Origin of the sequence: Aquisalinus luteolus, from assembly GCF_009712425.2 — a bacterium.
GTDB classification, from domain to species: domain Bacteria; phylum Pseudomonadota; class Alphaproteobacteria; order Caulobacterales; family Parvularculaceae; genus Aquisalinus; species Aquisalinus luteolus.
In genome coordinates, this window is the sequence record NZ_VCJR02000003.1 from 237,247 (window position 1) to 259,119 (window position 21,873).

Consider the following 21,873-nt stretch of genomic DNA (forward strand, 5'->3'; position numbering starts at 1 on the left):
GTCTGTCTCACACTGGCATAGGAAATACATATGCTGCAGGGCTTCAAAAAGAAATCAACCTCGGCACAGAAAGAGCGCAAGAAAAGCTCTCTCGATGATCTGCCGAAGGATGTGAGTTTCGAGGACAAGACCCTCGCCAAGAGCTTCGATGACGCCTTTGAAGCGACTGCGCCTTCAGAAGTGAGGCGGGAGAACAAGATATCCACCAGCGAGAACAAGGGTTCTACGAAAGGTGAGGGCAAGAGCCAGCGGGGCGCCCTCGGCATTTCCGCCATTGACGAATTGCGCATGGCGATGAAGGCCGAAGAGAAGGACGACGTTTCGACTGCCAACCGGCCATCACGGGAGGGTGAAGATGAACCTGCCGCCAATCCGGTCGAAGCCCAGCAGAGCCGAATCATCGAACAGCTGGAAAAAGCCGAGAAGAAGTCCGCGACCGATAAACCCGCCGCCGTGACTGCTGCTGCCAATGAAGAGGACAGCGATGATACACCGCAGGCTGACCCTCAAGCAGCACCGCAGCCTGCCGCAGCCCCTGCCCAGACATCCGTCATCGACCTGGAGCCGGAAAAACCGTCGCTGATCAATCGCCTGTTCGAGAAGGTCGCGCCCTTTATCGTCTGGGGCTCGATGGGCTGCGTCGTCGCCAGCGTCCTCTATGCGCTGACGGTGGGTGTCGCCTCCGGTGTGCCGTGGCTGATCCTGCTCGGCGGTCTTGCCGGTATCCTCCTGCTGATGATCGGCGGGGCGGTGACGAAATCCTTCTCGCCGCTGATGCTGGCGGGCGTGCTGATGCACCGGGCGACCGGCAACGACAAGACCCGTGCCGTGCAGCTTGCGGGCAAGGATATACTCGAGCCGCTGGGCCTTGCCGAAGACATCCTGAATGCCGACAAGGATGCGCGTCTCGTGACCACGCGTGAGGGCGTCGTTGTCTATGCCAACGAGGCCTATCAGCAGGTCGCCGAACAGGCTGGTATTCGCGGCACCTCCGGCCTGCCGCCGCGCATAGACCGGTTGTTCAATGCGTCCGGTCCTGAATCGCGCAAGGTCTTCCGCCTGTGCCGCGCGGCCAAGTCCGGCCAGCCGACCGAAGAGATCATCACCCAGATGATGGGCGCAGAGGCCGGGGCCGCCCGCCTGCGCCGGTTCGAGATTTCCCTGCGCGTAATGCGCGACAAGGGCGAGCACATCGCCTGGCGCCTGCGTGAGCAGGAAGTCGAGGATGTGGTCGACACGCTGACAACTGCCTATCGCAAATATCCGCGCCCGGTCTTCGGGCTGGAGCGTTCCGGCCAGATTGTCTGGTACAACGAGGCGATGGCCGAATGGGTCGGTACAATCAAGGGCTCACTACAGCTGTCCGATTTCATCCTTGGTGAGGCTGACGACATTGTCGAGGAGCTGTGGGACGAGAACGAGAAGCCGACCGAGTCACGCATGCGCAAGCGGGCAGGGGGCGCGGTGGATATCTCCCTGACGCCATTCCTGCGCGGCGGCGTTGGCGAAGGCTTTGTTTGCATCGAACTGCAACCCGTCGAGGTCGGCGATGCTGCTGCCCGGGAGCTTGCCAGCGCGTCCGGTGACATGACGGAAGCACCGTTCGGTATTGCGGTGGTCGAGGGCGATATCGGGTCCGATGCGCGGCTTGCCGAGATCAACAAGGTCTTTGCGGATCTTTTCGAGATCGAAGGCAACAACCCGCTGTTCTCCGAATGCTTCTCCGAGCAGGTCGCACGCGATCTTGCCTCAGCGCTGAAGACACGCAACACCAATTCAGCGCTGGCCCGACCTGTCGAGGTCAAGATCGGCGATGGTGCTTCTGCGAAGTTCGTTCATCTCTATGCACGGCCGGTCAAACGCCGCCGTGGCAGCTATGGCAAGCGCCAGACCGTACTCTATTCCGTGGACGTTTCTTTCCAGAAACGCATGGAAGAGGATTATTCGCAGGACCAGAAGCTGAAGACGATCGGTCACCTTGCAGGGTCGATCGCCCACGACTTCAACAACCTGCTGCTAGTTATCATGGGCTCCTGCGAGTTCCTGATGCGCCGTCACGCGGCGGGCGATCCGTCCTATCCGGACCTTGTCCTGATCCAGCAAAACGCCCAGCGGGCCAAGAACCTGACTTCGAACCTGCTCGCCTTCTCACGCAAGCAGACGCTGCAGTCCGAGGTGCTGTCGGTCACCGAGATGCTGCGCGACTTCTCGCCTTTCCTCAATCGGTCGATTACCGAACGGGTGACGCTGAATGTCGTTAATGGCCGCGGCCTGCCCAAGGTGAAAGCCGACAAGGGCCAGCTGGAACTCGCCGTGATGAACCTCGCGGTCAATGCCCGTGATGCGATGCCGAAAGGCGGTGAGCTGACGATCGAGACCAAGCTGGTCAAGGCACCTGACGTCGCAGCCTATGGCTATGCGGTGCTCGACGATGTCGACCAGGTGCTGATCGAAGTGTCGGACTCAGGCACCGGCGTGCCCGAGGATATCGCCGAAAAAATCTTCGAACCGTTCTTCACCACCAAGGGTGAAGGCAAGGGCACGGGCCTCGGCCTGTCGACCGTGTACGGTGTCATCGGCCAGATGGGCGGGCGTATCTTCCTGCACAACAGGCCGGGCGAGGGGGCGACCTTCCGAATCTTCCTGCCGGCCTCCTATGAGGAGGAGACCACCAGGGAGGCCCCGGCCGACGGTGCCAACAAGGTGTCCGAATCCGCCGACCTGACCGGCAAGGGCCGTATCCTGATCGTCGAGGACGAGGACGGCGCGCGCACCATCGTCGTCCGCGCGCTGCAGATGTGCGGCTACGAGATCGTCGAGGCGACCGATGGCGAAGAGGCGATGGATATCCTCGATGAAGATGACAAGCCGTTCGATCTCGTCCTGTCCGACATCATGATGCCGGAAATGGACGGGCCGACCTTCATTCAGGAGGCGGGAGAGCGCCTGGGCAAGGCCAAGGTCATCTTCATGTCGGGCTATGCCGAGACGGCGATGCGCGACAAGCTGGAGGCGATCGAGGGCGCGGGCTACCTGCAAAAGCCGTTCAGCCTGAAAACCGTCGCCGCCAAGGTGAAAGAGGCACTGGCGGTCTGATTTGTTCAGGCTTCCAGTGTTTCGGGCATATCACATTCGCGTCACAAGCGGCCAAATGGGGCGATTTCCCGGCGTTCTGGCCATTCAAGTCAAATTTCGAACCCTATTTGCCCTGTAATGTTTCAGGTCTATGGTAAATGTACCAATGCGAGGAGACAGACCAGCATGACATCCGAAAATACATCGAGATTCAACCTGCGCGGCATTGCCGTCGCCGGGCTATTGGGCACGATGACGCTGCTGACCGGCTGCGCCAGTGTCGGTTCCGCGTTCACCCCAAGCTCGGCCGACATGGCCCAGGCGGCACAGCCTGCATGGCAGGAAATCAAGCAGAAAGAGACGATTTCCCGCAGCAGCAGCTACAACAATCGCGCCCAGCGGGTGGCGAACAACATCCTCGCTGCGACCGGCCAGAACCCGTCCCAGTGGGAAGTTGTCGTATTCCAGAGCGATGACCTGAACGCCTTCGCCCTGCCGGGCGGCAAGATCGGTATCTATACCGGCATCATGGACCTGGCATCGACAGACGGCCAGCTGGCGACGATTGTCGGGCACGAGGTCGCGCACGTGCTGCAGAACCATGCCGGTGAGCGTTACGGCCAGACCGCGGCGACGCAGCTTGGTGTCGGCCTTGCCGGTGCGGTGCTTGAAGGGCGCGGCGTGCAGGGCTCCAGCGGTATTCAGCAGGCGCTGGGCCTCGGGGCCCAGGTTGGTGTGTTGTTGCCATTCTCGCGCGAGAACGAGCTGGAAGCCGACCGCCTTGGCCTTCAGTTCATGGCTCAAGCCGGCTACGACCCGAACGAGGCCGTCGCTTTCTGGCGCAAGATGCAGAATGCCAAGGCCGGCAGCGGTGCACCACCTGAATTCCTGTCGACCCACCCGGCTGACGATCGCCGTATCGCCCAGCTTCAGGGTATGGTCAACGAGATGGGATACTGATCCCCGATTTTCTGCCTGAAACGGGCACTATTTGATCTTGCAAAAGGGGCGGAGCGCGACTAGGTTCCGCCCTCTCATTGATCGAGATGCCGGCTTAGCTCAGTTGGTTAGAGCGCTTGATTGTGGATCAAGAGGTCCCTGGTTCGAACCCAGGAGCTGGTACCACTCCCCAGATTATACCGGAACCATCCCCAGTATTTGCCTGTCTGTGCATCGCCGCCCCGGCGCTGTGACCGGGCCTATCTGCGATGGTATATGCCCTACGATCTCTCCCCCGAACAGGCCGCGCGCGAGGCCGGTCTCGTCTATAGCGATGACAGCGAGCCGGGCTATTCCCGCCGCCGTTCCGGCAAGGGCTATTCCTATTACGACGAAACCGGCGACCTGATCACAGACAAGGACGTGCGCGAGCGCTGCAACGCGCTGGCGATTCCGCCAGCTTATGAGGATGTCTGGATATGCCCGAACCCGCGCGGGCATTTGCAGGCGACAGGCCGTGATGCCAAGGGGCGCAAGACCTATCGCTATCATGATCTGTGGCGGGAGGCGCGGGACCAGCATAAATTCAGTGAGCTGATCGCTTTCGGCATGGCGCTGTCCGGCGCGCGCGAGCAGAACGATGTGAACCTGCGCGCCCGCAACCTGTCGCGAGAGCGGGTGCTCGCCGGCATCTTCCACCTGCTGGATTCGGAAGCCCTGCGCATAGGCTCGCCGACCTATCTTCAGGAAAACGGCTCCTATGGCGCGACGACGCTGACCGACGACCAGGTCGAGATACAGGGTCACACCATCGACATTCATTTTATCGGCAAGGGCGGGCGGCAGGTCGACCTGCATTTCTCCGACAGGCGGCTGGAGCGGCTGATCCGGCGTATGTCGCAACTGCCGGGTCAGCACCTGTTCCGCTACGAAAAGGAGGGCGAGAGCCATCCCGTTTCATCCAGCGAGGTGAACGAGTATCTGCGCGAGCTGTTCGGCTGTCACGCGACGGCGAAGCAGTTCCGCACTTGGTCAGCCTGTATCTGCGCGCTCGATCACGCCGGGTCTTGCGAGAAACCGACGGTGAAGGACACCCTTGCCGCTGCTGCCGAGCGACTGCATAACACCCCGGCGATCTGCCGGAAATCCTATGTGCATCCGCAGATTGTCGAGGCGGTCAAGGATGGTAGCATCGGCGACCTGATGAAGCGGGCAGGTATGCGCATGCCGGGCGCGATAGACGGGCAAACGCGCCTGTCGGATACCGAGAAGCGGTTCCTCACGGCCCTGAAACGGGGGCTGCTGGCCGCGTCCTGACGACAGAAAAAGAAAGGACGGCATCTTCCATGACCGACACTCCGCAAACTCCCGACGTCAATTTCCGCATCGATAATGGTTGGGGCGTGATCGACCTCGATCGGCCCCGAGCGCTCAATTCCCTGACGACTGATATGTGCGCCGCCATCGATGGCGTGCTGCGCGACTGGGCCGACAATGACGAGGTTTCTGCCGTCATCGTGCGCACGGATAACGAAAAAGCATTCTGCGCCGGCGGGGATATCCGCGCGCTGTATGACCAGTCGAAAGACGACCCGCGCGGCGCGGCGGAGTTTTTCCGCGTCGAATACACGATGAACGCGCTGATCCATGGCTATGACAAGCCTTATATCGCGCTGGTTGATGGCATCTGCATGGGGGGCGGCGTCGGCATCTCCATCGGCGCGTCGCATCTGGTGATGAGTGAAAAAGCGCTGTGGGCGATGCCGGAGACGGGCATCGGCCTGTTCCCTGACGTCGGCGGCAGCCATTTCCTGCCGCGTCTCGATGGCGGCTTCGGCGCCTATCTGGCGCTGACGGGCCATCGCCTGTCCGGTGTCGACTGCCATTATGTCGGAATCGCCGATCATCTGGTCGAGGAAAATTCCATGACGGATCTGGAAAAGGCATTGATGGCTATCGGCGCCGACGATCTCGATGACGATGCGATCAGCGATGTGATCTCGCAGTATGAGGTGACGAAGCCAAGCCAGCTTTCCGACAGCAAGGCCGATATCGACCAGTATTTCACCGCCCCCGGCACGCTGGAGGAGTTGATCAAGTCTCTCCACGATGGCGGTGGTGGCTTTGCCACCCACACGCTGGAGCGGCTGGACAGGATGTCGCCGACCTCGATGAAGATCGCGCTGGAACAGCTGCGACGCGGCAAGACAATGTCGTTCAACGATGTCATGCGCATGGAATTCGCCATTGCTTCCCGAGTGATGGAGGGTCCTGACTTCCAGGAGGGCGTGAGGGCGCTGATCGTCGACAAGGACAAAAACCCGCAATGGTCCCCGGCATCGCCAGAGGCGGTGAGCGATGACTATATCGCCCGCTATTTCGAGCCGCTGGACGATAAACCACTCGATATTTAGGCACTCTGCCGCAGTTGCCCGGGAACGTCTGGCACCGTTATAAGAGGCCAATTCTGAAGCTGTGTCCGCAACGAGCGGGCTGACGGACCATGATCGCTGAAATCGGACATCTGGCGCTGATCCTTGCGCTGCTCGTTGCCATACTGCAGACAGTCGTGCCGCTCTGGGCCGCCCATGTCGGCGATGGCCGGGGCATGGCGATCGCGGCGCCTGCCGCGATCGTGCAGTTCGTGCTAATCCTCATCGCCTTTCTCGCTTTGATGCACGCTTATGTGACGTCGGATTTCAGCCTGCTAAACGTCTACCAGAACAGCCATACGGCAAAGCCGATGCTCTACAAGATCGCCGGCGTTTGGGGTAACCACGAAGGTTCCATGGTGCTCTGGCTGCTGATGTTGAGTTTTTTTGGCGCGCTGGTCGGCGTGCTCGGCGCGACATTGCCGCCCAGCCTCAAGGCGCGGGTGCTTGGCATCCAGGCATTGATAGGCGTCGGGTTTCTCGCTTTCTCGCTTTTTACGTCAAACCCGTTTGAGCGGATATTCCCGGTACCGCTCAACGGCACTGATCTGAACCCGCTATTGCAGGACCCCGGGCTCGCTTACCATCCGCCATTTCTCTATCTCGGTTATGTCGGCTTCTCCATCGCCTTTTCCTTTGCCATTGCCGCGCTGCTGGAAGGCCGGGTCGATCCGGCCTGGGCGCGGTGGGTTCGTCCGTGGACGCTGCTTGCCTGGGCGGGCCTGACGCTTGGCATCGCAATGGGTTCCTGGTGGGCCTATTACGAGCTTGGCTGGGGCGGCTACTGGTTCTGGGACCCGGTCGAGAATGCCTCGCTCATGCCGTGGCTCGCAGGCACCGCGCTCCTGCATTGCGCCATCGTGGTGGAGAAACGCGATACGTTGAAACTGTGGACCATCCTGATGGCGATCACGGCCTTCTCAACGTCACTGCTTGGCACCTTCATCGTGCGATCCGGCGTGCTGACCAGCGTGCATTCCTTTGCCAGCGATCCGGGCAGGGGCGTTTTGCTGCTCGGCCTGTGCGGTATCCTCACTGGCGGTGCGCTCATTCTGTTTGCCCTGCGCGGTGCGGCGATGAAACCTGGTGGTACCTTCTCGGTCGTCAGTCGGGAATCGGCGCTGATCCTCAACAACCTTGTGCTTTCGGTTCTGCTGTTCACGGTGCTGATCGGCACGTTCTGGCCAACCATCGCCGAGACGATCACAGGCGAGCGGGTGTCGGTCGGCCCGCCATACTTCAACCTGATCTCGATCCCGTTGATGCTGCTGCTGTCCGTCTTCCTCAGCTTCGGCGTGCTGTTGCCATGGAAGCGCGGAAACCTGAAAGCGGCCGCCATGGGCCTGAAATGGGCCATCGGCCTGACGCTGCTCGTCGCCATCGCCAGCCTGATCGCGTCTGGCTTCCGAAATGTGCTCGCTGCCGTCGCGCTTGTCATCAGCCTGATGATCATTTTTGGTACTCTGACGGATATCGCTTTTCGCTCCAAGATGTTCCGGGTGGGTGCACCGGAAACGCTGCGCCGCCTGCGCGGCTTTACCCGCGCCTATTGGGGCGGCTCGCTTGCCCATCTCGGGCTCGGCGTTGCCATTCTCGGCATGGTCGGTACCTCGATCTGGGTCAACGAGACGATGCAGGTCATGGAACCTGGTGACGAAGTCGAAGTTGGCGGCTATGCCGTGCGGTTCAATGGCGTTACTGAACGGAATGTCTCCAACTATCGCACGGAAATGGCTTCCGTCAGCCTGCTGAAGAACGGGCGAGAAGTTGCGGAACTCTCGCCCGAGCGGCGCTGGTATCCCGTGGCGCGGCAGATGACGACGGAAGCGGCAATCCATCCGCGCTGGTTCGACGATGTCTATGTCGCCATAGGTGAACCGCGTGGCGAGGGCGGACAGGCACGGATCGTGCGCGCCTATCATCATCCGCTTGTTTTCTACCTGTGGGGCGGCGCGGTCCTGATGGTTCTGGGTGGTATTGTGTCGCTGTCCGACAGGCGACTGAGGGTCGGCGCGCCCAGACCGTCCAGGCGACCGACACCGGCAACTTCCGTCAGCCCGGCACAAAACCCAACCCCGGCGGAGTGATGCGATGACCCGCCTTGCCTGCATTCTGGTATTGGCCCTGAGCCTCCTGCCGCTGAAGGCAGCCGAGCCCGCAGAAGCGCTCGACGATCCGGCACAGGAAGAGCGTGCTCGCGTCCTTTCCCAACAGCTGCGCTGCGTCGTCTGCCAGAACCAGTCGATCGATGAGTCCGATGCGCCGCTTGCGCGCGATCTTCGCCTGCTTGTCCGTGAACGGATCGAGGCGGGCGACACCAATGATGAAGTGCTGGACTACGTCGTTGCTCGTTATGGCGAGTTCGTCCTGCTGCGTCCGCGCTTCGAGGGGGAGGGGATTATCCTGTGGCTGACGCCTTTCCTGTTGCTTATCATCGGGGCAGGGCTTGTTTTCTATTACACCCGCCAGGAAGCTGTGCCGGCAGGTTCACCGGCGCCGCTGAGCAAGGAAGAACTGGCCGATCTCTATCGTGTCCTGAACGAACGCCCGGTGTCTCTGGATCAGGTGAAAGCTGTCCGGGTCGATCCTGAACATGCCGAACGCAGGACAAGGGGTCAGGATTAAGAGGACGATTAATCTATCGAACCTGACGGTCAGTTCTGGGCGCTGAAGGCATCAATACCCAGCGCCGTTCGGGCCTGCTGGTCCGCCGGGTTCAGCTGCAGAACGCGCTCATAAGCGGCCTGCGCCGCGTCGATCTCCCCCAATGTCATCTTGATATCCGCAAGCTGGCGCAAGGCAGCGATATCGTCGGGGTTCTGCTCAAGCCGCTCATCCAGGGATTCCAGCAGCACTTGCGTATACTCGGCAAAGACGGCTGCATTCTCGCCCGCTGTCAGGCGCACGGCGGTTTCATAAGCAGGTATCGCATCTGCCTTGCGGCCGCTACCATAGAGGCTGCGACCAAGAACGAGCCATTTGGCCGGGTTCTCCAGGTCGGTCTGTAATTCCCTTGTCAGCCTGCGGATGACCGGACGTGTCCTGCCGGGTTCTGCCGCGATGGTATCGAGGATCTCCCGCGCATCGGCCATGCTGTCCCGCTCCTCGGTCAGGGCAGGGCGGCCCATTTGCAGATAGATTATGCCGGCGGCCAGTGGCATCAGGCCGATCAGGGTTACGCTGACAAGCGCTACAGCGCGGTTCGCGCCGCCCCGGGTCTCGCGGTTGCGCCGACCGGCGGCGATCAGGCGACGCTCGACTTCCAGCCGCGCTGCGGATTCCTCGGCGGCGCTGATCACACCCCTTGCCCGGTCGCGTTCGATCTCGGCCAGCTGGTCCTTGTAGATCGCGATGTCATGGGCGGGCGTCACCGTCTTTCCCTGCCGCCGCCAAAGGGCGAGGGCAAGACTGCCGACAGTGACGAGCGTCAGGGTAATGGCGATCAGGACAAAGAGCATGTGGGCCTACTGGAACGCCTGAATGCCGGTCATCGCGCGGCCAAGGATCAGCGCGTGGATATCGTGGGTGCCTTCATAGGTGTTCACGGTCTCCAGGTTCATCGCGTGACGCAGCACGTGATATTCTTCGGAGATGCCATTGCCGCCATGAATGTCGCGCGCAATGCGGGCGATCTCCAGCGCCTTGCCGCAATTGTTCCGCTTCATGAGGGAAATCGATTCCGGGCTGAACGCCCCTTGATCCAGCGCCCGGCCAACGGCGAGGGCCCCTTGCAGGCCAAGGGCGATTTCCGTTTGCATGTCCGCAAGCTTCTTCTGGACCAGCTGCGTGCCGGCGATCGGCTTGCCGAACACGATCCGCTCCATCGCGTAATCACGGGCTGCGTGCCAGCAGAATTCTGCGGCACCCATCGAGCCCCAGGCGATGCCATAGCGCGCCTTGTTCAGGCAGGAGAAGGGACCCTTGAGGCCTTTCACATTGGGCAGCAGGTTTTCTTCCGGCACGAAAACATCATCAAGCACGATCTCGCCGGTCACCGAGGCGCGCAAGGAAAGCTTGCCGTCGATCTTTGGTGTCGAGAAACCATCCATGCCGCGCTCCACGATGAAGCCTCGGATGATGCCGTCGAGCTTGCCCCAGACGACCGCGATGTCGGCGATAGGGGAGTTGGTGATCCACATCTTCGAGCCGTTCAGGCGATAGCCGCCATCGACCGGCCTGGCGACGGTGCGCATGGCGCCGGGATCTGACCCGCCATCGGTCTCCGTCAGGCCGAAGCAGCCGACCATCTCACCGGTCGCGAGCTTCGGCAGGTATTTCTTCTTCTGGGCTTCGTCGCCAAAGGCCTCGATCGGATACATGACGAGGGAAGACTGAACCGACATGGCAGAGCGATAGCCACTGTCGACACGTTCGACCTCGCGGGCGATCAGGCCATAGGCGACGTGGGAGGCGCCAGCGCCGCCATATTCCTCGGCGACGGTAGCGCCAAGCAGGCCCTGTTCGCCGAGCTCGGTCATGATAGCGCGGTCGAAGCTCTCTTCCCGGTTCGCCTTGATGACGCGCGGCATCAGTTTGCTGTCGCAATAGCCGCGGGCGGCATCGCGGATCATCCGCTCTTCCTCGGTCAGTTGTTCGTTGAGGAACAATGGATCGGTCCAGTCGAATGTCAGTGTCTCGGCCATGGCAACCTCCTTGCCCTGAAAGTCAGTTCATACCCGATGTCGGGTCTTCATATCCTGTTGCAAGCCTATAGGCTTTTCCGCCGCATGGCTCCAGCCTCACCGGTAGACGAAGTGCAGCGTTTTGACGCTTTGGCGAATGGCACTAGTTTTTTGACAGATAACGACAGGAGAATGCGCCATCCATCGGAAATTCATCGCCATTTTCGCCCTTCTATGCGGCTTTGCCGCGATACAGCCAGTCGCTCTTGCTCAGCAGGAAGCGCCCCTGACGGTCGCGATCAAGGAAGCACCGCCCTTTGCCTTCAAGGATGAGCAGGGACGATGGGTCGGCCTGTCGGTGGAATTGTGGGAAGAGGCGGCAGGCAGTGTCGGCGTCTCCTATGAATATAGCGAGCAGACGCTCGACGACATGTTTGCCGGGCTGCAGTCCGGACAGAATGATGCCGCCATCGGCGCATTGTCTATCACGCCGGAGCGTGAGGAGATCGTCGACTTCACCCATGGCTATTACCGTTCGGGGCTTGGCATCGCCGTGCCGTCGGAAGGCGGCGGCGGGCCGTTCTCATTCTTCGCCCCGCTGCTGACATGGCAGTTTGCCAGCGCTGTGCTGACCTTGCTGGTCGTGCTTGCCGGTGTCGGTGCGGTGATCTGGCTGGTTGAGCGTCGACAGAACCCTGAGGAGTTTGGCGGCACGACGGCCCATGGCCTTGGCAAGGGGCTATGGTGGTCCGCGGTGACGATGACCACCGTCGGCTATGGTGACAAGTCACCTCGGACGATGGCCGGACGAATCGTTGGCCTTGTCTGGATGTTCACTTCGATCATCATCATCGCCGGCATGACCGGGGCGCTCGCCTCGGCGTTCACCGTGTCCTCGCTCGATGGCGGGATCGAAGGGCCCGACGATCTGCGCGGCGTGCGCGTAGCGGTGGTGGAGGGCTCCTCCAGTGCTGTCTGGCTGGAAGAGCGCAATATCCGCCTGCGGGAGTTTCCGACCGCCGAGGCGGCACTTGCCGCTGTTGCAGACGGCGATCTTCAGGCGGCTGTGCATGATGCGCCGCTAGCCAGATACCTGATCGAGAATAGCGATCTGGCTGACCTGCGCGTGCTGGAGCCGAGCTTTGAGCATGAAAGCTATGGGTTTGCCTTCCCGACAGGCAGCCCGATGGTCGAGCGCTTCAACCGTGCAACATTGCGCCTGACAGGCGGCAATGACTGGGAAGAGATGATCGAATATTACGTTGGCGAGGAAAATCTCTGACAAACAGACATACCGAGACTGGCAGCCTCTGCGGATACTTATCTAGCGATTTCCTGAAAAAGAAATGGCTCCCCAGGCCGGACTCGAACCAGCGACCCAATGATTAACAGTCATTTGCTCTACCAACTGAGCTACTGGGGAACATTTGAAGCGCGGATATAGCAAAGGGTTCGCGGCTAATCTACCGGAAAAATCGCCTCTGGCGCACTTTTTTCACCATCCTCGCCCGACGTAAAAACATGCCCAAACGAGGACGGCCCCGCTTGGGGAGGCGGGGCCGTTACTCACTGTCGTGGGGTATGGTGGGGTATCTTCTTGGGAGAAGATGTAACCAGCATGCCCCTAAAAAGTTAACGGAGGGTTAACTACACACTTAAATTTAACCTCCGTTAAAAATTTTATTCGGCCGGGCTTGGGCGGATACCCAGCTCGCCATCATAATCATCGTCGAGAGCATCGATATCAGGGATTGCCTGATCCTGATTCTCGCCGAAGGCAGCCTGTTTCTCGCCGGTCCACAGCCCCTTGTAGAAGCGTTTGATGTCGACACCGATCGTGTAGAGCGCCGGAACGAACAGGAGCGTCACGAACAGGGCGAACAGGACGCCGAAGGACAGGGCGATGATACATGGCCGCAGGAACTGTGCATCGAACGAATCTTCCAGCAGGATCGGTACAAGACCCACGAAGGTCGTCAGCGATGTCAGGATGACTGGCCGGAACCGGGTCACGCCGGCCTCGACCAGCGCGGCATAGGCCCCAACGCCTTCACGCCTCAAGCGGTTGATGTAATCGATCAGCACGAGGTTATCGTTGACGACAACGCCAGCCGCAGCCCCGATCCCGAAGAAGGAGAACATCGCGAAGTTCTCTCCCAGCAGGAAGTGGCCGAAGACCGCGCCCATAAAGCCGAACGGGATCGCCGTCATGACGAGGATCGGCTGGGCGTAGGAGGAGAACGCGATGGCAATCAGCATGTACATCGCGAAAAGGGCGATGCCATAGAGGATGACCAGTTCTATCAGGAACTCCTGCTCCTCCTTGCCGGCGCCACGTTCACGAACCGACGCACCCGGATGATTTTCCTTCCATTGCGGAATGAAGTTCTCGTTGAAGTCCTTCATCAGGGCTGCCGCATCGACGCCCTCCTGGAACTCCGCGGTTACGACCGTAGAGCGTTTGCGCCCGAAGCGGTCGATCCGCTTGTAGCTCGGGGCGTAGGAGATTTCGGCCACGGCGGAGAGGGGGATTTCCCGGCCATCGGCCGTCCGGATGCGAACATTCTCGATCGAGTCGAGATTTTCCCGTGTTTCCTTGGGATAACGCACCATGACGCGGACATCGTCGCCATCTCGCGGCAGGCGCTGGACTTCCTCGCCATAATAGGCCTGGCGCACCTGCTGGGAAACCTGAGCCAGTGTCAGGCCGAAACGCTCTGCGCCCGGCTTGAGATTGACGCGGATTTCGTCGGTGACAGATTGCAGCCGGTCACGGACGTCATAAACGCCCGGATAGCTGCGCAGATAGGCCTTGATGTCTTCCGCGCCAAGGCGCAGGTCGTCGAGCGAATCAGACTCGATACCGAAGTTGAATTCCGGTCCGCTCTGGTTGATCGTGTAGGAGATGGTGATGTCTTCCGCATCCGGAATTTCACCAATGTAATCCCGGAACTTCTCGGAAATACCCTCCGCACTGATGTCACGGGATTCGGCATCGGAGATTGTCATATAGGCAACGACGTTCGTGTCGCTGGCCTGGACATAGGTCGAGCCGATCGTGCCATCTCCGTGGATGCCGTCCATCTCCTCGCGCAGGTCGAAGACAGCATCTTCCAGCCGGTCAAAGACCTGCAGGTTGCGGCTGAACGGCGTTCCTTCCTGCATGGTGATGACCACGCTGACGAAACGACCCTCGACATTGGGCATGAAGTTGAAGCCGATCCAGCCCTGGCTGAGCAGCGCAACGGCTACGGCAAAGGCACCGATGAACAGCGTTGCCGTGACATAACGAAGTTTGATCGCAAGCTCGATGATCGGGCGATAGATCTTGTCGGCAAACCAGATGATGCCCTCGGAAAAGAAGCTCTGTACCTTGTAGAAGGCACTGTTCTTGTTCTGCGGCTTCATGTGCGCAAGGTGCGCCGGCAGGATCATGAAGGATTCGATCAGCGAGAAGGTCAGGGCAAAGATGATCGTGAAGGTGATGTGCTTCAGGAATTGCGATGCCTCGCCGGAAACGAAGATGAACGGGAAAAACGCGATCATCGTCGTCAGAACGGCATAGAACACCGGTTTTGCCACAAGCTGCGTGCCGATCACGGCTGCCGTCAGCCCCTTGCGTCCTCTTTCGACCTGCCTGTGGATGGACTCACCGACCACCAGCGCGTCGTCGACCACGATCCCGATGACGAGCAAGAGCCCGAACAGCGACAGCATGTTCAGCGATACACCGACCATCGGCAGGAAGATGAACGCACCGATGAAGGAGATCATGATCCCGATCGTCACCCAGAAGGAAACCACCGGGCGCAGGAACAGGAACAGCACGATCAGGACGAGGGCAAAACCGAGAAGGGCGTTGGAGGAAACCAGCTCCATCCGGTTCTTGTAGAGCTCGGAGAAATCGAACCAGATTTCCAGTTCCATGCCATCGACCAGCTCGTCCTGCTTGTCCTCGACATATTGCTCGATGGCCTTGGAGAGCGCGACCACGTTCGATATTTCAGGGGACTGAACATTGAACATGACGGATTCCTTGCCGTCAGTCAGGCCTTTCTCGTTCGCATCGACGAAGCCGTCGATAACTGTCGCAACGTCACCAACGGTGATGTTGGAGCCGTCACGGGCCTGGCGGATGACGATCCGTTCGAACTCTTCTTCCGTATTGGCCAGGTTGCGAACGGCCAGCTGGACCGTGCCGTTGTCTGTGCGCACGGAACCAGAAGACAGGTTCAGCGAACTCTGGCGAACGGCATTGGCAACATCGCCAAGGGTCAGGCCATAACGGCGCAGGGATTCCTCGGAAACCTCAATGGAGACTTCCTCCGGCAGGACACCCCAGACCTCGACCAAAGGCGAGCCGTTGGGCAGGGCCGCCAGCTCATCGCGCATGTCACGGGCAATACGGAAGAATTCCCGCCGCTCCATGTCGTCCGGTGCCGTCAGGGACAGGAATACCGTCTGCTGATTGAACCGGCTTTCACGCACGATCGGCGGGAAAGCGTCCTGCGGGAAAGTCGAGATGCCGTCGACACGGTTTTTCACCTCATTGGTGAATTCCGTCATGTCGGCATCGTCCGTCGCATCGACCGTGACGCTGGCAAAGCCTTCGAACGCGGTGGAATAGATCTCGTAGACATTGTCCATGTCCGAGACCGCTTCCTCGATCCGCAGGACGAGCTGTTCCTCGACCTGTTGCGGGTCTGCGCCCGGCCAGCTGACCGAGACGGAAACCTGGCTGGGCTCGACGCTCGGGAAAACCTCGCGCTCCATGCCGAAGAACTGAACTGCGCCAACAATGACGATGGCAATCATCAGGAGGTTGGCCGCAACGCTGTTGCGAGCCCACCATGAAATAAAACCGCCTTTGGGTGTCATAACTGGGCCCCCTGTGCGTCAGCGCCCGCATCGGCACCGGCAGTGTCGGCAGTGGAAGTTTCTTCCACTTGCGGCCTGCGGCGCGACTGGGTCGAGGCGTCACGTTCCTGGGGAGAAATCGCAATGACTTCAGTGCCATCTTCGAGGCCCGGTGCGCGGGACACGACGACGCGGTCGCCACTGTTGATGCCGCTAGTAATGACGACACCATCCTGGACAGAGGCGGAGACAATCACCTGGCGCTGCTCGATCGTGTCGTCATCGAGAACGACATAGACAATACCGTCTTCCTGCAGCGCAATGCGCGGCACGACGAAGGCGTTGTCCAGTTCACGGCCCTGAATCCGGGCATCGACGAACAGGCCCATGGCAAGCGGGAAGCCATTATCGGCACCGCGGCCATACGGATCGCGAACCTCGGCAATCGCAGAGATCTGGCGTGTGCCCGGATCGATCGCCGCATCGGTACGTACCAGATGGCCTTGCCATTCGCGCATCTGCCCTGCGACAGTTGCGTTCAGATAAACCAGCGGACCTTCCTCATAGCTGTCAGCCTCGAACGCCAACGGCAGGTCGAGACGGGCAAGGTCATTATCCGACATTGGCAGGCGGATCTCGGCGACATCGGTCGCGAACAGCTGGCCGACGACAAAGCCCGGCGAGATGAACTGGCCGACATCGGCGTTCTTGGAGCGGACACGACCGTCGAACGGTGCGCGGATCGTTGTGCGTTCCAGCGCCAGGCGCGCATTGCGCATTTCCGCTTCGGCGCTGGCATAGTTTGCCTTTGCCTGGTTCAGTTGCGGCTGGCGCAGGGTGAGGGAGGAGGGCTGGTTGCCGCTTTCAAGGCCACCGAGTTCTTCCCAGTCACGTCGGGCAAGTTCCGCCTCGGCTTCCTCAAGCTCCAGTGCCTGGCTTGCCTGTGCAACACGGGCTTCAGCCTGTGTCACGGCAAGGCGATAGTCTTCCTGTTCCAGCTGGACCAGCATCTCGCCCTTGCGGATCACGCCGCCATTGGCGAAGTCCGGGGAGATCGCCACGACCTTGCCCGATACCTGCGCCGTCAGCGAGATTTCCGTCTTGGGCATGACTTCGCCCTGGGCCGTTACCGACAGGTTGACCGGCTGGCTGTCTGCCACGCGATAGAAAACCGTTGGCGGCTCATAATCCGCTTCCTGCTTTTCAGGCTTGGGCCGCATCGCGGCCATGCCGCCGATGAGGAGTATAAAACCCAGGATCAGTACAGCAACGACGCCGAACGTCCCGAAAACTACAAACAACTTGCGTATCATATGTCCGCTCCTGCGGCAGTTGCGGCCTCAGACGTACCCGTCGCCTGTTGCCACCATCTTCTGAAAAGTGACGGGGATGCGTCTTCGCCCTCGGCATCCAGGTCACCACTAAATCTTTCCGGTCCCGCATCGAACGTACCGCCCAGCGCCAGATAGAGGCTGATGCGGTTGTTCAGCCGCTGCTGTCTCGCGGCGATGAACTGGGACTCGGTCTGTATCCGGCGTTGTTGTGCACTAATAAGGTTAAAAATGCTGGTCGTGCCGTTCAGATATTGACGTTCGGTCAGGTCCTCGGCGGCAACCGCTTCCTCATAGGCCAGTTCAAGGGCCTCTTCGCGTGCTGCCAGCAGGGTCTCTGCCGTAATTGCGTTCTCGACATCGGCGAAGGCATTCAGCACTACGCCGGCATAAGAATACACGGATGCTTCCGCTGCGGCCTGCTGGGCCTTGGAGTTTGCCAGCAACCTGCCACCCTGGAAAAGCGGCTGGATCAGGCTTGCAGACAGCGAGCCGACCAGATTGTCCGTGTCGAAAATATCGTCGAATTCCATTGAACCGTTGGAGGCGCTACCTGTCAATCTGAGTGCCGGCAGCAGGGCCTTGCGAGCCTGCGAGGCCCTGAGGCCGGCAGCTTCAAGACTGTACTCCGCTGAGATGACATCCGGACGACGGTCGAGCATGGATTGGGGTGTGCCGAGGCCGATGACTACGCCTGCCTCGTTGATAACCGGCTCGATGGCGGGCAGGGCTTCGGCACTGGCCAGTTCCGCTGCGGGATAGCGCCCGAGCAGGACCTCCAGCCCACGGGCTGCTTCTTTTTCGGCCTGAAGGCGCGATTGCAGCTGCGCCTGGCTGTTGGCAAGCGAGGAGCGGGCAAGGCGGACATCGAGGCTTGAGGAGATACCGCGCTCATAACGGCGTTCGGTAATCGTCAGGTTGGCTTCACCGGTCTCCACATCGCGCTCGGACAGTTCCCGCTGAAGGCGGGCTGCGACGAGGCCGTACCAGCTTTGCGCGACGGCGCCGGCGATGGACAGGCGGGCGGCTGCAAAATCTGCACGGGCTGTTGCTGCGTCTAGATAGGAGGCGCGCGTGGAATCCGTCAGCCGGCCCCAGATATCGGCTTCCCAGTCGAGTTGCGCTCCCCAGCTATAGCCAGTCGCATAGACACCGTCGCCATTCGTGCGCTGGACCGAACGACTGGTGCCGAGTGAGCCTGACAGGGTCGGCAACAGGCTTGCGCGCGTCGCAACCGCCTGCTGGCGAGCGATCTCCACGCGCCGCGAGGCCGCGCCAAGGTCGGTATTGTTGTTCATTGCTTCCAGGATGAGCGCGCCAAGCGCATCATCCGACAGATCATTGACCCAGTTCAGCGGTATGGGCTGAGTGCTGGAGACATCTGTCATATCCTGCAGAGATGCCCACTGGGTGGGAGCCTCTATCGTGTTCAGCGCATCTTCTTTCGAAACCGATGCACAAGCGGCCAGCAAACCAAAGACTGACAAGGCTGCCGTACGGCGTAACTTCATTTTGTTCCCCTGATCCCGCCCTCTACGAAACCAAGTTGGCTACATATAAGGATGTTTTGTCGAGACGCCATATCTCACATGCGATCAACTAAATTGATCTTAATATTGGTTCCCTCGATTGATCGGTATTGCGCATCAAAACCACGTTATGCGCCATTTTTAGCTATAAATAATTGGTAAATTGGCACCTTGCTGCTCACCCTTGCATGAAAACTATATTTTTAGTGCAAAAAGTTCCGCTTCAGGAGAGCCTTTTCTTTGATTTCAGGGCTCGACTAAGGGGTGTATGTCAACAATTAGCCGGTCTGAGTGATATTTTTGCCACGTGGTTTTTAGGGGTCGGGCTGTATTCCTGACGAGCAGGTCGGGCATCATCCCATAAAAAAACTGCGCCCGATCGGGGCGCAGTTGAGAAAGATTTAGGAGAAACCCGAAAGCGGGCATGGCGACAAAGCGTGTCGCCTGTCACCTGTATAACAGATATCAGGAATAAATAAATCAAAAATAAATAACTTGCTGGCCGTCGGCGCCGTGTACTAAGAAGGCAAGCAGGCAAGCCATCGGCAAGAATGGCTGCAGTAAGGGATGAAAGGGCCAAAAGGGTGCTGATCAGATTGCTGGAATCAGGCTGGCGTTGCCGTCATGAGCCCGTATTGGCTGTCAGAGGAGCCGGCTCGTGAACAAGACAGATCATCGTATTGATGCCGAAGCCTGGCCCTTGAAAAACAGGCCCGCCCGAAATGCCGCTATTGAGGCACAGGTCGCTGCCCTGCTTGGGCAGATGAGCCTCGAGGAAAAGGTCGGCCAGGTCATCCAGGCTGATCTTGCCAGCGTCACGCCGGAAGAAGCGCGCGATTATCATCTCGGCTCTATCCTGAATGGGGGCAATTCCGCACCTGGCGGCAATAATCGCGCAGCGCCGCAGGAATTCCTCGATCTCGTTGACAGCTTCTTCAGGGCATCGACCGACAAGGCGAACGGACGGACGGCTATCCCAATCATCTGGGGCACGGATGCCGTCCACGGCCACAACAATATCGTCGGCGCGACGATCTTCCCGCATAATATCGGCCTTGGCGCAGCCCGCGATCCGGATCTGATCCGCCGTATCGGAGAGGTGACAGCCCTGGAGGTGCGTACGACCGGCATGGACTGGACCTTTGCGCCGACGCTCGCGGTGGTCAGGGATGATCGCTGGGGGCGCACCTATGAGAGCTATAGCGAACAGCCGGACATCATCGCGTCCTATGCCGGCGCGATGGTAGAGGGATTGCAGGGCATTCCCGGTACAGATGATTTCCTGTCCCATGATCATGTACTGGCGACAGCAAAGCATTTTGTCGGGGATGGCGGCACGGAAGGGGGTGCCGATCAGGGTGACTGCCGTGCCAGCAACGAGGAAATGCGTGATATCCATGCGGCGGGCTATCCGCCTGCGCTGGATGCTGGTGTGCAGACCGTCATGGCGTCTTTCAATACATGGCACGGGCGTAAGATGCATGGCTGTCGCGAAATGCTCAGCGATGTGCTTGTCGGTCGGCTCGGTTTTGACGGATTTGTCGTCGGCGACTGGAACGGTCATGGTCAGGTCGAAGGGTGCACAGTCACTTCCGCCGCTGCGGCCTTCAATGCAGGCCTCGACATGTTCATGGCGCCGGACAGCTGGAAGGGGCTTTACGAGACGACTCTGCAAGATGTCAGGGCAGGGCGCATCAGCGAGGAGCGCCTCGACGAAGCCGTTGCCCGAATTCTCCGCGTTAAGATACGTCTTGGCCTGTTCGAGGCAATGCCACCAAAGGAACGCGCCTTTGCGGGCGATTTTTCGTTACTGGCCTGTGATGATCATCGCACCATTGCGCGGGAAGCCGTGCGCAAATCCCTCGTCCTGTTGAAGAATGACGGCGTGCTGCCGATCCGTGCTGGCAGCCGCATTCTTGTCTGTGGGGAGGGGGCAGACAATATCGGCATGCAATGCGGCGGCTGGACCCTGTCATGGCAGGGGACGGATAATGAAAATACCGACTTCCCGAACGGGCAGTCTGTTTTCGCAGCAGTGGAGGATGCGGTCGCAAATTGCGGTGGCTCTGTCGATCTGGCGCCTGATGGCAACTGGATGGAAAAACCAGATGTCGCCATCGTGGTTTTCGGCGAGCACCCCTATGCAGAATTCCAGGGCGACCGCGACACGGTCGACTACAGCTCTGACGCTCCGCTGCAAATGATGAAAAATCTGCAGGCGGAGGGCATCCCGGTCGTCTCGGTGTTCCTGTCCGGCCGACCGCTATGGGTCAATCCGGAACTGAATGCCTCCAATGCCTTCGTGGCAGCCTTCCTTCCCGGCAGCGAAGGCGCGGGAATTGCGGACTTGCTCGTTGGCGACATGGCAGGCAATCCGCGCCATGACTATACGGGCAAGCTCAGTTTCTCCTGGCCGCGTGACCCGATGCAGACGCCCCTCAATGTTGGCGATGCGGACTACCAGCCTCTCTTTGCCTATGGTTACGGTCTCAGCATTACCGACAGCCATGTGCCGGTTGAGCATGATGAAAGCTGTGCCCTTGAGGTGCGAGGCAGCTATCGCCTCGCTGACCTGTTCATCGCCGGTCAGGCGCGCGGTGGCTGGCAGTTACTGCTCGCCGAAGATGATGGCAAGGCGCTCGCGATCAACGGGCCAAAGGTGGCGAGCGCCAGCGGTCTTATCAGCGTCGAGGCCAAGGATCACAAGGCGCAGGAAGATACCCGCATTGCAACATGGAAGGGGCCGGCAAGCCTGCTCATTTCAGGGCCGCCCACGGATTTCTCGCGCGAGGTCAACGCACAGATGTCGCTCATCGTGACCTGCCGTGTGGTTTCACCTCCCGCAGGTCCCGTGATGCTGACCCTGAAAGATGGCGATGGCGGCGAGGTTCAGGTCGATATCTCGCAGGACATCCGCAGCGATAATGACTGGCAGACCGTCGCCGTGCCGCTGTCCCACTTCGTGTCTGACAAGCTGAACCAGAAAGCTGTCACCCAGCCATTCGGTCTTTATGCGGAGAACCCGTGGTCGCTCCAGATCGAGGGGATCAGGGTCGGTTCATGGGAAAGCGGCGACACCAATGCTTGA

General features: G+C 60.0%; 13 protein-coding genes and 2 tRNA genes. 9 read left to right on the forward strand and 6 right to left on the reverse strand.

From position 1 onward, the window contains the following. The first annotated feature begins 30 nt into the window (after window positions 1–30). From FF098_RS14440 to FF098_RS14470, 7 genes are all read left to right on the forward strand, one after another. Entirely contained in the window at window positions 31–3,096 is a 3,066-nt protein-coding gene (locus tag FF098_RS14440) for a hybrid sensor histidine kinase/response regulator (RefSeq protein ID WP_155141820.1), read from the forward strand. Between the two features lie 165 nt (window positions 3,097–3,261). Beyond that, complete coding sequence (locus tag FF098_RS14445) at window positions 3,262–4,035, forward strand: M48 family metallopeptidase (RefSeq protein WP_166426561.1); 774 nt, start codon at window positions 3,262–3,264, stop codon at window positions 4,033–4,035. A gap of 88 nt (window positions 4,036–4,123) precedes the next feature. Next, window positions 4,124–4,200: transfer RNA gene (locus tag FF098_RS14450), tRNA-His, on the forward strand. Between the two features lie 90 nt (window positions 4,201–4,290). Next, window positions 4,291–5,331 carry a DNA topoisomerase IB gene (locus tag FF098_RS14455; protein ID WP_155141825.1) on the forward strand — a complete coding sequence of 347 codons (1,041 nt, stop codon included), beginning with the start codon at window positions 4,291–4,293 and terminating at the stop codon, window positions 5,329–5,331. Between the two features lie 29 nt (window positions 5,332–5,360). Beyond that, the gene (locus FF098_RS14460; protein WP_155141827.1) at window positions 5,361–6,428 is read left to right on the forward strand and encodes an enoyl-CoA hydratase/isomerase family protein; all 1,068 of its coding nucleotides are present in this window, start codon (window positions 5,361–5,363) and stop codon (window positions 6,426–6,428) included. Between the two features lie 89 nt (window positions 6,429–6,517). Continuing rightward, window positions 6,518–8,533 (forward strand): heme lyase CcmF/NrfE family subunit, encoded by a 2,016-nt coding sequence (locus FF098_RS14465; protein WP_155141829.1) that lies wholly within the window; start codon window positions 6,518–6,520, stop codon window positions 8,531–8,533. Window positions 8,534–8,537: 4 nt separating this feature from the next. After that, a complete protein-coding gene (locus FF098_RS14470) occupies window positions 8,538–9,071 on the forward strand; it encodes a cytochrome c-type biogenesis protein (protein ID WP_155141831.1) in 534 nt (177 codons plus the stop codon). A gap of 29 nt (window positions 9,072–9,100) precedes the next feature. Here the strand turns inward: FF098_RS14470 and ccmI are convergent, their stop codons facing one another. Both ccmI and FF098_RS14480 read right to left on the reverse strand, forming a co-directional pair. After that, on the reverse strand, window positions 9,101–9,904 hold the full coding sequence (gene ccmI / locus FF098_RS14475; RefSeq protein ID WP_155141833.1) for a c-type cytochrome biogenesis protein CcmI: 804 nt from the start codon (window positions 9,902–9,904) through the stop codon (window positions 9,101–9,103). 6 nt (window positions 9,905–9,910) lie between these two features. Continuing rightward, window positions 9,911–11,089 carry an acyl-CoA dehydrogenase gene (locus tag FF098_RS14480; protein ID WP_155141835.1) on the reverse strand — a complete coding sequence of 393 codons (1,179 nt, stop codon included), beginning with the start codon at window positions 11,087–11,089 and terminating at the stop codon, window positions 9,911–9,913. Window positions 11,090–11,366: 277 nt separating this feature from the next. On the opposite strand from FF098_RS14480, the gene FF098_RS14485 reads away from it, so the two are divergent. Continuing rightward, window positions 11,367–12,350 carry a transporter substrate-binding domain-containing protein gene (locus FF098_RS14485; RefSeq protein ID WP_229714600.1) on the forward strand — a complete coding sequence of 328 codons (984 nt, stop codon included), beginning with the start codon at window positions 11,367–11,369 and terminating at the stop codon, window positions 12,348–12,350. Between the two features lie 65 nt (window positions 12,351–12,415). On the opposite strand, the gene FF098_RS14490 is transcribed toward FF098_RS14485, so the two are convergent. The 4 genes from FF098_RS14490 to FF098_RS14505 all read right to left on the reverse strand — a co-directional run bounded on the left by FF098_RS14490 (window position 12,416) and on the right by FF098_RS14505 (window position 18,767). Beyond that, window positions 12,416–12,491, reverse strand: a tRNA-Asn gene (locus FF098_RS14490). 257 nt (window positions 12,492–12,748) lie between these two features. After that, a complete protein-coding gene (locus tag FF098_RS14495) occupies window positions 12,749–15,946 on the reverse strand; it encodes an efflux RND transporter permease subunit (protein ID WP_155141840.1) in 3,198 nt (1,065 codons plus the stop codon). After that, window positions 15,943–17,238, reverse strand: coding sequence for an efflux RND transporter periplasmic adaptor subunit (locus FF098_RS14500; RefSeq protein WP_155141842.1), 1,296 nt, complete (start codon window positions 17,236–17,238; stop codon window positions 15,943–15,945). Before FF098_RS14500 ends, FF098_RS14495 begins: the two co-directional genes overlap by 4 nt. Next, entirely contained in the window at window positions 17,235–18,767 is a 1,533-nt protein-coding gene (locus tag FF098_RS14505; protein WP_155141844.1) for a TolC family protein, read from the reverse strand. Before FF098_RS14505 ends, FF098_RS14500 begins: the two co-directional genes overlap by 4 nt. Before the next feature lie 676 nt (window positions 18,768–19,443). Here FF098_RS14505 and FF098_RS14510 point away from each other — a divergent pair. Then, window positions 19,444–21,873, forward strand: coding sequence for a glycoside hydrolase family 3 protein (locus FF098_RS14510; RefSeq protein ID WP_166426562.1), 2,430 nt, complete (start codon window positions 19,444–19,446; stop codon window positions 21,871–21,873).

Bases quoted from the DNA above. Each gene is read 5' to 3' on its own strand.
- FF098_RS14440 (WP_155141820.1), top strand. From the start codon at position 31: ATGCTGCAGGGCTTCAAAAAGAAATCAACCTCGGCACAGAAAGAGCGC.
- FF098_RS14445 (WP_166426561.1), top strand. From the start codon at position 3,262: ATGACATCCGAAAATACATCGAGATTCAACCTGCGCGGCATTGCCGTC.
- FF098_RS14455 (WP_155141825.1), top strand. From the start codon at position 4,291: ATGCCCTACGATCTCTCCCCCGAACAGGCCGCGCGCGAGGCCGGTCTC.
- FF098_RS14460 (WP_155141827.1), top strand. From the start codon at position 5,361: ATGACCGACACTCCGCAAACTCCCGACGTCAATTTCCGCATCGATAAT.
- FF098_RS14465 (WP_155141829.1), top strand. From the start codon at position 6,518: ATGATCGCTGAAATCGGACATCTGGCGCTGATCCTTGCGCTGCTCGTT.
- FF098_RS14470 (WP_155141831.1), top strand. From the start codon at position 8,538: ATGACCCGCCTTGCCTGCATTCTGGTATTGGCCCTGAGCCTCCTGCCG.
- ccmI (WP_155141833.1), bottom strand. From the start codon at position 9,904: ATGCTCTTTGTCCTGATCGCCATTACCCTGACGCTCGTCACTGTCGGC.
- FF098_RS14480 (WP_155141835.1), bottom strand. From the start codon at position 11,089: ATGGCCGAGACACTGACATTCGACTGGACCGATCCATTGTTCCTCAAC.
- FF098_RS14495 (WP_155141840.1), bottom strand. From the start codon at position 15,946: ATGACACCCAAAGGCGGTTTTATTTCATGGTGGGCTCGCAACAGCGTT.
- FF098_RS14500 (WP_155141842.1), bottom strand. From the start codon at position 17,238: ATGATACGCAAGTTGTTTGTAGTTTTCGGGACGTTCGGCGTCGTTGCT.
- FF098_RS14505 (WP_155141844.1), bottom strand. From the start codon at position 18,767: ATGAAGTTACGCCGTACGGCAGCCTTGTCAGTCTTTGGTTTGCTGGCC.